General features: G+C 39.9%; 8 protein-coding genes. 7 read left to right on the top strand and 1 reads right to left on the bottom strand.

The genetic code is table 11. The annotated features are described in order from the left end of the window. Window positions 1-77: 77 nt before the first annotated feature. From CD039_RS05490 to pyk, 7 genes are all read left to right on the top strand, one after another. A complete protein-coding gene (locus CD039_RS05490) occupies window positions 78-1,013 on the top strand; it encodes a DHH family phosphoesterase (RefSeq protein WP_103371458.1) in 936 nt (311 codons plus the stop codon). Window positions 1,014-1,028: 15 nt separating this feature from the next. Beyond that, window positions 1,029-4,223 (top strand): DNA polymerase III subunit alpha, encoded by a 3,195-nt coding sequence (locus tag CD039_RS05485; RefSeq protein ID WP_103371457.1) that lies wholly within the window; start codon window positions 1,029-1,031, stop codon window positions 4,221-4,223. A gap of 211 nt (window positions 4,224-4,434) precedes the next feature. After that, the gene (ystJ, locus tag CD039_RS05480) at window positions 4,435-5,670 is read left to right on the top strand and encodes an NADP-dependent malic enzyme (RefSeq protein ID WP_103371456.1); all 1,236 of its coding nucleotides are present in this window, start codon (window positions 4,435-4,437) and stop codon (window positions 5,668-5,670) included. 288 nt (window positions 5,671-5,958) lie between these two features. Further along, window positions 5,959-6,825 carry an acetyl-CoA carboxylase, carboxyltransferase subunit beta gene (accD, locus tag CD039_RS05475; RefSeq protein WP_103371455.1) on the top strand — a complete coding sequence of 289 codons (867 nt, stop codon included), beginning with the start codon at window positions 5,959-5,961 and terminating at the stop codon, window positions 6,823-6,825. Next, entirely contained in the window at window positions 6,818-7,765 is a 948-nt protein-coding gene (locus CD039_RS05470) for an acetyl-CoA carboxylase carboxyltransferase subunit alpha (protein ID WP_103371454.1), read from the top strand. Before accD ends, CD039_RS05470 begins: the two co-directional genes overlap by 8 nt. Window positions 7,766-8,071: 306 nt before the next feature. Beyond that, the gene (pfkA, locus tag CD039_RS05465) at window positions 8,072-9,040 is read left to right on the top strand and encodes a 6-phosphofructokinase (protein WP_049411358.1); all 969 of its coding nucleotides are present in this window, start codon (window positions 8,072-8,074) and stop codon (window positions 9,038-9,040) included. A 22-nt stretch (window positions 9,041-9,062) separates the two neighbouring features. Further along, entirely contained in the window at window positions 9,063-10,823 is a 1,761-nt protein-coding gene (gene pyk, locus CD039_RS05460) for a pyruvate kinase (protein WP_103371453.1), read from the top strand. 264 nt (window positions 10,824-11,087) lie between these two features. On the opposite strand, the gene CD039_RS05455 is transcribed toward pyk, so the two are convergent. Beyond that, entirely contained in the window at window positions 11,088-12,446 is a 1,359-nt protein-coding gene (locus CD039_RS05455) for an amino acid permease (RefSeq protein ID WP_103371452.1), read from the bottom strand. Window positions 12,447-12,452 lie beyond the last annotated feature (6 nt).

Below are 12,452 nucleotides of genomic sequence, written 5' to 3'. Positions count from 1 at the left end.
AGTAAATTTTAAAAAGATGAATACGTGAAAGTAATGATCTAGAATACAGGCGTGAATACATAGAGGAGGAAATTGGAATGGCCAAAGAATTTGAATTAATTATGGATCGTGTGAAAGAGAATGAAACAGTGATCATCCATCGACATGTGCGACCAGACCCAGATGCATATGGTTCTCAATTAGGGTTACAGCGTTACTTACAACTTAAATTTCCTGACAAAGCAATTTATGCTGTAGGAGAAACTGAGGCTTCGCTCGATTTCATGGGAACGACAGACAATGTAAATGACGACTTGTACAAAGATGCGCTCGTCATCGTCTGCGATACTGCAAATGCACCTCGTATAAGCGACCAGCGCTATCAGGATGGTGCCCATGTGCTGAAGATCGATCATCACCCAGCGACTGATCAGTATGGGGAAGTGAACTATGTTAATGTAGATGCTTCTTCCACAAGTGAGATTATTTACGATATGATTACACACTTTAATGATCAATCTATTATTGATGCCGAAGTAGCACGCTTACTTTACTTAGGAATTGTAGGGGATACTGGGAGATTCCTCTTCAATAATACAACCCCACATACCATGCATATCGCAGCTGAGCTATTGAAATATGACTTTGATCACATGAAAGCATTAAATCAAATGGCTGAGAAAGATCCACGACTCTTGCCGTTCCAAGGCTATGTCTTACAGAATTTTGAGTTAAATGAGCAAGGCTTTGCGAAAGTGCAAATTACTCAAGATGTACTTGAACAATACGAACTTGAGCCTAACGAGGCATCTTTATTTGTCAATACGATTGCCGATATCCGTGACTTGAAGATTTGGGTCTTTGCAGTGGATGAAGGTAATGACATCCGCTGTCGTATTCGCTCGAAAGGGATTGTCATTAATGATGTGGCTAACGACTTTGGTGGTGGAGGCCATCCAAACGCTTCAGGTGTCTCTGTTCGAGATTGGAACCGTTTCGATGAACTTGCTACTGCGTTAAATAATAAGTTGTAAAAAGGAGGAGAACTGATGGTAGCACATCTCAATATTCATACATCTTATGATTTACTTCACTCAAGTATACGTATTAAAGATGTGGTCAAAAAAGCAGCTAATGAGGGTTATGAGGCGCTCGCAATTACGGATACGAATGTTCTATATGGCTATCCTCAGTTCTTTGATGCCTGCAAGGAAGCGGAGATTAAACCTATTTTCGGTATGACAACGTATCTCACTGACAACCTAGACACCGCAGAAATTGTCTTGCTTGCACGTGATAATCAGGGGCTAGAAGATTTATATCAATTGTCTTCTGCTATGCAACTTGAATCTCAGGAAGAGATGCCAACAGAATGGTTATTAGACAAGTGCGAACATCTTATTGTTATTTTTAAAAAAGTATCGGCCAACGACACATCACTTGTAAACGTCATCGCACAGAAAGCGACTGTCTATCTCAACCATGAGAGTGAACCGGTCACTGACATACCTCGGGTGTGGATGCAAAGTGCGTATTATCTCAACAAGGAGGATGCGGACACGATTCCTGCCTTACATGCAATTAGGGATAATACGAAATTAGATATCGTGAGTGAAACACAAGATTTAAACCAACATTTATACCAACGTGAAGAACTTAAAGAACTGCCGTTAGATAAGGAGATTTGGCAGAATACGCAAGAGGTAGTAGAGCAATGTCATGCTGAAATTGAGTATCATCAGTCTTTACTTCCTAAATTCGAGACACCGGATGGCAGCAGTTCAAAAGATTATCTCTGGCAACTTCTTCAACAAGGCTTACAGGACAAAGGGCTAACTACCGAGCAATACGAAGAACGTTTGAAACATGAATATGACATCATTACTACGATGGGATTTGAAGATTATTTCTTAATCGTCAGTGATTTAATTCACTATGCGAAGACGCATGACGTGATGGTGGGGCCAGGCCGTGGTTCAGCAGCCGGCTCCTTAGTGAGTTATCTATTAAATATTACGACAGTTGATCCGTTAGAATTCGATTTACTGTTCGAACGTTTTCTTAATCCAGAAAGGGTCACAATGCCGGATATTGATATCGACTTTGAGGATACGAAACGTGAGCGTGTCATTTCTTATGTGCAAGAGAAATATGGCAATTCACACGTTGCAGGTATTGTGACGTTTGGTCATTTGCAAGCACGTGCTGTAGCGCGCGATGTAGGTCGCATAATGCACTTTGATGATATCACCTTAAACGAAATCTCTTCGTTAATCCCTCATAAACACGGGATTACGTTAGAGGAAGCGGCTCAAGGTAAGAAATTCCAGGCTTTTATTCATAGAAATTATCGTCATGAGAAATGGTTTGAGATTAGTAAAAAGTTAGAAGGCTTGCCACGACATACTTCTACACATGCGGCAGGTATCATTATTAATAATCATCCATTACAACAGTATGTACCACTCGTTATGGGAGATAATGGTGTGTTAACGCAATGGACGATGACCGAAGATGAGCGTCTAGGTCTCTTAAAGATAGACTTTCTTGGTCTTAGAAACCTATCTATTATTCATCAAATTATTAAGCAAGTAGCGTATCATCATAAACAAGACATCGATATTGAACAAATACCGTTCGACGACCCTAAAGTTTTTAAATTATTATCACATGGTAATACAACAGGTATATTCCAGCTCGAATCAGACGGTATTCGTAACGTGTTAAAACGATTAAAACCGCAACATTTTGAAGATATTGTAGCTGTGACATCATTGTATCGACCAGGACCGATGGAAGAGATCCCTACTTATATTGCTCGTCGTCATGATCCGTCCAAAGTGGCGTATATTCACCCAGATCTAAAGCCGATTCTCCAAAATACTTATGGCGTTATTATCTATCAAGAGCAGATTATGCAAATCGCTAACCGCTTTGCTAATTTCGGTTATGGTGAAGCGGATATCTTACGCCGAGCGATGAGTAAGAAGAAGTTATCTGTACTTGAAAGTGAGCGTCAGCACTTTATCGAAGGTGCACGTTCTAATGGTTACGATGATAGTGTAAGTACTCAAATATTCGATTTAATATTGAAGTTTGCTAACTATGGGTTTGCCCGTGCTCACGCTGTCAGCTACTCAAAGATCGCTTATATCATGGCTTATCTTAAAGTACATTATCCACAGTATTTCTTCGATAATATATTAACGAATGCGATTGGCGGAGGTCAGAAGACGAAGATGATGATTGATGAGGCGAAACATCAATCTATTCCTATTTTGCCTCCAAACATTAATGAAAGTTATTGGTTCTATCGCGCGACGCCGAAAGGAATCTATTTATCTTTAGGTGCGATTAAAAGAGTAGGGTATCAAAGTGTGAAGTCGATCGTCGATGAGCGCAAGACAAATGGACCGTTCAAAGATTTCTTTGACTTTGCGAGACGTTTACCTAAGCGTGTAAAGACACGTTCGCTACTCGAAGCGCTAATTCTAGTAGGGGCTTTTGACCACTTCGGTCTTAATCGGGCGACATTACTTCATTCAATTGATGAAGTGTTAGATGATGTGAGTGATGTTGAACAAGATGGCTTTATCTTTGAAACACTTACCCCAAAGGTGAATATCGAAGAGAAAGAGGAATTACCAGACAAAGTCTTGAGTGATTATGAACGTGAATATTTAGGGTTTTACATTACGAAACACCCGATGGAGAAATTATTCGAGCGAAAGCAGCAATATGGTATGTTCCAAATTGCGAATAGTAAAGACAACCAGCCGTTGCTCATTCAAATAGATGAGGTTAAACGAATTCGTACTAAAAAGGGTCAGAACATGGCGTTTGTTACTCTAAATGATGGTAGAGATACGTTAGACGGTGTGCTCTTTCCAAATGTTTATAAAAGATATGAGTTAGATCTACAAGATGATCAACCGATGATTTGTTACGGCAAATATGAAACGCGTAACGATAAGCTTCAACTCATCGTCAATGAATTAATACCTGTGGAACACTTTGAAGAACAAAAGATGAAACAAGCGAAATATATTGTAATACGGCAACAGCTGCAAAATGATGCTCAGAAAGAGTTGCTTAACCAACAAGAAACTGAACACGATTTACCAGTATATTACTACGATCAATCACAGCAACAGATTCAACCCATAGGCGTTATTGAGCGTAACAAAGAGACGATTCAAGCTTTTCTTGAATTGTTCTCGCCTCGGGATGTAAGAATTGTATAACTTTAATCGCTGTATAAGGTATGATATAGTTAACTGATGGTTCGCATTGAGCAGCCATCAGTTTTTATCATATTTAAAGGATGAATCATCTCCTCACTATACATTTTTATTACATCACTTAAGAAGATAAGCATGTTAATTTCTGGATAGTTATGTAATAAAAGTGTATATTGATGGTTAACTTGGAATAGCTAGATAAAGGAGTGTTCAAATGACTTTAAGAGATGAAGCATTAGAGATGCACAGAAGAAATCAAGGTAAACTCGAAGTTGCGCCTAAAGTTAAGGTGACAAATAAAGACGAACTGAGTTTAGCTTATTCTCCAGGTGTAGCTGAACCTTGTAAAGAAATTCATGAAGACCCTCGCAAGGTATTCGAGTATACCATGAAACGTAATACTGTAGCTGTAGTCAGCGACGGCACAGCAGTATTAGGTTTAGGCAATATCGGAGCAGAAGCCAGCATTCCTGTAATGGAAGGTAAAGCCGTCTTATTCAAGAGCTTCTCTGGTATCGATGGTGTACCAATTTCACTTAAGACTACAGATACAGATGAAATTGTTAATACTGTGAAATTATTAGAACCCAACTACGGTGGTATCAATTTAGAGGATATTTCAGCACCGCGTTGCTTTGAAATTGAAGAACGTCTTAAGAAAGAAACGAACATTCCAGTATTTCATGATGACCAGCACGGCACAGCTATCGTTACTGTAGCAGGACTTATTAATGCTTTACGTATCGTTGATAAAGACATGTCAGATATTAAAGTTGTCTTAAATGGTGCTGGTGCTGCAGGTATTGCTATAGTAAAATTATTATATTCCTATGGTATTCGCGACATGATTATGTGCGATTCTAAAGGTGCGATTTATGAAGGCCGTCGTCACGGTATGAATGAAACAAAAGAACAAGTGGCGAAATGGACCAATCGCGATAAAACAGAAGGCGATCTTGAAGAAGTAATTCAAGATGCAGACGTCTTCATCGGTGTCAGTGTGGCCGATATCTTAACACAAGATATGGTACGTTCTATGGCAGACGACCCAATCATCTTTGCGATGGCTAATCCAAATCCTGAAATTAATCCTGATGATGCGAAAGAAGCTGGAGCTAAAGTGATTGGTACAGGTCGTTCTGACAATCCAAACCAAATCAACAATGTGCTTGCATTCCCAGGTATCTTTAGAGGTGCGCTAGACGTTGAAGCAACACATATCAACGAAGAGATGAAACAAGCTGCAGTTGAAGCGATAGCTAATCTCATTGATTCAGATGAACTCGATCCAGATTATTGTATTCCTGGACCGTTTGATTCTCGTGTAGCACCATCTGTTGCCCGTGAAGTAGCTCGTGCGGCTATGGATTCTGGCGTAGCACGTATTGAAATTGACCCACAAGATGTTTATGATAAGACCATGAAATTAACTGATCTTAATGATCAATAAACAATAGCTTATGAGTTAGGGTTGAGCTAGTATCGTTAGTTCTTAATGCTCAACACCTAACTTGCTGATACATATTTTACTCAGCTACATATGAGAAAGATGCGTGGCATTAAGAGAAATAGAGCGGATTCGCACTTCTATTACAAGCAATGGTTGAATTGAAGATGGCCGACGCAAGTTCATTCACCGAAGTTGATGCAAAAGATCGTTATCTTGTCTGAAAGTTATACGAGATGCTTTATGAAATCAATGTGTAGCTACTACCATATGGCAATTGGAGGTTTACTGATGTTTAAAGACTTTTTTAACAGAAGCAGTAAAAAGAAAAAATACGTGACAGTATCGGATTCGAAACAGAATGAAGTTCCAGCTGGAATCATGACGAAATGCCCAAAATGTAAAAAAATTATGTATACGAAAGAATTAGCTGAGAATTTGAATGTCTGTTTTAATTGTGATTACCATCTCATCCTTACAGCACACGATCGTATCAATGCGATTGCTGATGAAGGAACGTTCGAAGAATTTGATAAAGGGATGACGTCAGCGAATCCACTCGATTTCCCAAGTTATGAAGAGAAAGTTCAGAAAGACCAGAACAAGACAGGCTTGAATGAAGCTGTCGTAACGGGTACAGCACAACTTGAAGGTATTAAATATGGCGTAGCATTCATGGACTCACGTTTCCGCATGGGCAGCATGGGCTCTGTGGTAGGTGAGAAGATTTGTCGTATCATTGAACACTGTACGAAAGAACGTCTTCCATTTATCCTCTTCTCAGCAAGTGGCGGTGCACGAATGCAAGAAGGGATTATTTCACTCATGCAAATGGGTAAGACGAGCGTCTCCTTGAAACGCCATATGGATGCAGGTTTACTTTATATTTCATATATTACGAATCCTACAACTGGAGGCGTCTCTGCAAGTTTCGCTTCGGTAGGCGATATCAATATCAGTGAACCTAAGGCACTCATCGGCTTTGCTGGTCGTCGTGTTATTGAACAGACGATTAATGAGAAATTGCCTGATGACTTCCAAACTTCTGAGTTCTTACTTGAACACGGTCAACTCGATAAAGTTGTACATCGTAAAGATATGCGCAACACGTTGGCTAATTTATTAAAAATGCATCAAGAGGTGAATGAGAATGCTTGATTTCGAGAAACCACTTTTTGAGATTAAAAGTAAAATTGAGTCCTTAAAAGAATCACAAGAGAAGAACGATGTCGATCTTCAAGAAGAAATCGATATGCTAGAAGCGTCACTCGACCGTGAAACGCAAAAGGTTTACACGAATCTCAAGCCTTGGGACCGTGTGCAACTCGCACGTTTACAAGAACGCCCAACATCTCTTGATTACATTCCTTATATCTTTGACTCCTTTATCGAGCTACACGGTGATCGTACTTTCCGCGATGACCCAGCTATGATTGGTGGCATTGGCTATTTAAATGGTCAAGCTGTGACAGTCGTAGGGCAACAACGAGGTAAAGATACAAAGGACAATATTTATCGTAACTTCGGTATGGCGCACCCAGAAGGGTACCGTAAAGCTTTACGCTTGATGAAACAAGCAGAGAAATTCGGTCGTCCTATCTTTACATTTATCGATACGAAAGGGGCGTACCCAGGTAAAGCTGCTGAAGAACGTGGACAAAGTGAGTCTATCGCACGTAATCTTATCGAAATGGCTTCACTCTCTGTACCCGTGATTTCTATCGTGATTGGCGAAGGTGGTAGTGGTGGTGCCTTAGGTTTAGGTATTGCTAACCGTGTGCTCATGTTAGAGAATAGTACGTATTCCGTCATCTCTCCAGAAGGTGCAGCAGGTATTCTATGGAAAGATAGCAGTTTAGCGAAGATTGCTGCTGAAACGATGAAGATTACTGCCGATGATTTACATCAATTAGGTATTGCAGACGAGATTATCCGCGAACCTTTAGGCGGCGCACATAAAGATGTCGAACAGCAAGCTGAACGTATTAAAGCTGTTTTTGAAAAACAACTCGCTGATTTACAAACTCTAGACCAAGATGCACTTCTCGATCAACGCTACGATAAATTCAGAAGTATCGGTGAAGTGAACGAAGGCTAAACTGAGTTTTAAAATAATAAAAGTGAGTCCAACTCACATATGAACTCCCGCAAATGATTACAGACTTTCATTTGCGGGTTTATTGCATTTTATGCACTTTTTTCAGTATAGCTAATAGCGCTTAACTTTGATTGTGACATACCAATAACATAATCAAATCGATATAATATGACATACTTCTTCAATGTGTTTAATTAGTATAACCTTAAACGTTTTCATTGCTCATAAAGCCCTATATTAATAGCTCTAGAGCCATTTTTATGGTATTTTAAAACTATGAATTCTAAGTAAGAAAGGTAAATCGTTATGAAAAAAATTGCAGTCTTAACTAGCGGCGGAGATTCACCCGGTATGAACGCAGCTGTCCGAGCAGTCGTTCGAACAGCAATTTATAATGATATTGAAGTTTACGGAATTTACCATGGTTATCAAGGTTTAATCAATGATGATATACATCAACTCGACTTAGGTGCAGTAGGGGATACGATTCAACGAGGAGGGACATTCCTCTATTCGGCACGTTGTCCAGAGTTTAAAGAAGAAAGTGTTCGTCAACGAGGGATTGAGAACCTACGTAAAAGGGGTATAGAAGGACTAGTAGTCATCGGTGGCGATGGTAGTTACCGTGGCGCACAACGTATCAGTGAGGAATGTAAGGACATTCAAACGATTGGTGTGCCTGGTACAATTGACAACGACATCAACGGTACAGATTTCACTATCGGTTTCGACACAGCACTTAATACGATTATTGAGTCAGTCGATAAGATTCGCGATACAGCATCAAGTCACGCTCGTACTTTTATCATTGAAGTAATGGGTAGAGATTGTGGTGACCTCGCACTTTGGGCAGGACTCTCTGTTGGTGCAGAAACAATCATCTTACCAGAAGTCGATACGGATATTAAAGAAATTGCTGAACGTATCGAGAACGGTATTAAGAGAGGTAAGAAACATTCAATCATCATGGTTGCTGAAGGTTGCATGTCTGGTGAAGAATGTTCTAAAGAATTATTGAAATATATCAACGTTGATGCACGTGTTTCTGTACTCGGGCATATTCAGCGCGGCGGTAGTCCATCAGGTCAAGACCGTGTATTAGCATCGCGTCTCGGTGGCTATGCAGTTGAGTTATTGCTAGATGGTAAAACGGCACTCGGTGTCGGTATCAGAAATAATGCACTCACTTCTACACCATTTGAAGAAATCTTTAGAAATAATAAACATGAATTTGACTATAATATGTTTAAATTAACGAAAGAACTTTCTATATAGAAAAACAGGAGGTCATTAAATAATGAGAAAGACAAAGATTGTTTGTACAATTGGTCCAGCTTCAGAATCAGAAGAAATGATTGAAAAGTTGATGAAAGCTGGAATGAACGTAGCACGCTTAAACTTTTCACATGGTGATCATGATGAGCATAAAGCTCGTATCGAAACGATTCGTAAAGTGGCAAAACGCTTAAACAAAACGGTAGGTATCTTACTTGATACGAAAGGGCCTGAAATTCGTACTCACAACATGAAAGATGGCGTGATTGAACTTGAGAAAGGCTCAGAGATTATCGTAAGCATGACAGAAGTTGAAGGTACACCGGATAAGATTTCTGTGACATATGATCATCTCATTGATGACGTGGATGAAGGTTCTTACATTTTACTCGACGATGGTCTTATCGAACTACAAGTGAAAAGTATTAATAAAGATAAAGGCGAAGTGCTCTGTGATGTGCTTAACACAGGCGAATTGAAAAATAAAAAAGGTGTGAACCTACCAGGCGTGAAAGTGAACCTTCCTGGTATTACAGATAAAGATGCGAATGACATTCACTTTGGTATCGAACAAGGTATCGATTTCATCGCTGCTAGTTTCGTACGTCGCCCAAGTGATGTATTGGACATTCGTAAGATTCTTGAAGAAGAGAACTGTGACACAATCAGTATCATCCCTAAAATTGAGAACCAAGAAGGTATCGACAACATTAAAGAGATTCTTCAAGTATCAGATGGCCTCATGGTTGCACGTGGTGACATGGGTGTTGAAATCCCACCAGAATCAGTACCAATGGTGCAAAAAGATTTAATCAGACAATGTAATAAACTAGGTAAACCTGTTATTACAGCGACTCAAATGTTAGATTCTATGCAACACAATCCTCGTGCGACACGTGCCGAAGCAAGTGACGTAGCGAACGCTATTTACGACGGTACAGACGCGGTTATGCTTTCAGGTGAAACGGCTGCTGGTCAATATCCTGAAGAAGCAGTGAAGACGATGCGTAACATCGCAGTTTCTGCAGAAGGCGCACAAGACTATAGAAAGTTATTATCAGACCGTACAAATCTAGTACAAACTTCACTCGTGAATGCGATTGGGGTATCTGTAGCCCACACAGCTTTAAACTTAAATGTTAAAGCTATCGTTGCAGCAACAGAAAGTGGATCAACTGCACGTACAATTTCTAAATATCGTCCACATTCAGATATCATTGCAGTAACACCACATCCTGAAACTGCACGTCAATGTGCGATTGTCTGGGGAATCCACCCAGTCGTTAAAGAAGGACGTAAGACTACAGACGCCTTACTCAACAATGCAGTCGCAACTGCTGTAGAAACAGAACGTGTTCAGAATGGTGACCTCATCATCATTACTGCAGGTGTTCCTACAGGTGAACCAGGCACAACAAACATGATGAAACTTCACTTAGTAGGTGACGAACTGGCAAGCGGTACAGGTGTTGGACGTAACTCAGTAGTAGGTCATACAGTGATCGCGAAAGATGCACGTGATTTAGAAGGTAAAGATTTATCTGATGCCGTTATCGTAACGACTTCAGTTGATGAGTCTATCATTCCATACATTGAAGAAGCAGTGGGCTTAGTTACTGAAGAGAGCGGTATTACTTCTCCAAGTGCCATCATTGGTCTCGAGAAAGGTATCCCAACAGTTGTAGGTGTTGAGAATGCAACTAACGAATTTGAAGAGGGTGCTTTAGTAACAGTAGATGCGAACCAAGGTAAGATCTTCGAAGGTTATGCAAACGTACTTTAATTTATAGCTAATGAGTTAGAGGCTCTATGTAAAATAAGAGTGGGACAGGAAATGATCGTATTTCTTGTCCTACTCTTTTTCGTTATATATAGACAAATAGCTAGCGTACGTTGAAACGCGTATTCGTACCCTAGTCTCTTTAGCGCAAATTCTAAATAAAAGCGTAAAAATGCCTGATTGCACGGACGGATGCAATCAGGCGAAATTTATTTAATCGATATTCGAATTGAACATATAATCATATGAGCTTGTGTAATCGACGCGTTAGTTATTCTTAGTTACCTTCTTATAGCGTAGGTACATTAAGATTAAGATAATGAACCAGATTGGTGTGATATAGATTCCGACTCTTGTTTCTTGATTGACGAACAAGAGAGCAAAGATAATTAAGAAGAATACTAATATAATATAACCCATGTACTTTCCACCAGGTAATTTATATTGTGCTTTCTTATGACTTTCAGGATTGTCATGATGATACTTAATATACGCAAGTGTAATAAGCATCCAAACGATGATGAATAATACTGTTGAAAGTGTTGTAACGTATGTGAATACTAACGTTGAGTTCGGAATCACATAGTTTAAGAATGCTGCGATAAAGAGCAATGCTGATGATACGATAATTCCGATATTAGGAACGCCATTTTTATTCGTGTTTTCAAAAATAGGTGGTGCTTGTTCTTTTTTAGATAAACCGAACAGCATACGACTATTTGAGAAGATACCACTGTTACAAGAGGATGCAGCAGCAGTAAGAACTACGAAGTTAATGATACCTGCCGCAAACGGTATACCGATTAACGCAAACAGTTTAACGAAAGGACTATCATCCGGATTGATTTGCGTCCAAGGAATGATCGACATAATAACAGCTAGAGCACCTACGTAGAATACGAGAATACGTAATGGCACGCTATTGATCGCTTTCGGAATAATTGTCTTCGGATCTTTCGTTTCACCAGCCGTCACACCGATTAACTCAATACCTACAAATGAGAAAGTTGCCATTTGGAAGGACATCATGAAACCGTTGAGTCCATCTGAGAAGAAACCATGTTTGTAAATATTTGATAATGATGCGTGGCCGAATGGTGTCTTAAATGCAAAGAGAATCATTACTATACCGATGACGATTAAAGCGATAATCGTTACGACTTTAATGATTGCGAACCAGAATTCTAACTCGCCAAATAACTTAGCGCTCAGTAAGTTTAAGAACATCAAGAAGAGCACACAGAATAGGGCGGTAATCCAGTTCGGAATTTCTGGGAACCAATAACTCACGTATTTCGCTACGGCTGTAACCTCAGCCATACCCGTAATGACCCAGCTGAGCCAATATGTCCATCCAGTGACGAATCCCGCGAAAGGCCCTAAGTAATGGGCAGTCACATCTGCGAAAGACTTAAATCCTGTGTTTGCTACTAATATCTCTCCCAAACCTCTCATAAACATGAAGAGCATAAATCCTATGATGATGTAAGTTAATAGGATAGATGGGCCAGTGAGATGAATCGTTTGTCCAGCACCTAAGAATAGACCCGTACCGATTGCGCCACCGATGGCAATGAGCTGGACATGGCGGCTACTTAATTCTCGCTGTAATTGTTGTTTTGCCATGATAAT

Origin of the sequence: Staphylococcus argensis (assembly GCF_002902305.1) — a bacterium.
Taxonomy (GTDB): domain Bacteria; phylum Bacillota; class Bacilli; order Staphylococcales; family Staphylococcaceae; genus Staphylococcus; species Staphylococcus argensis.
This window is presented reverse-complemented; position numbering and strand designations above follow the sequence as displayed.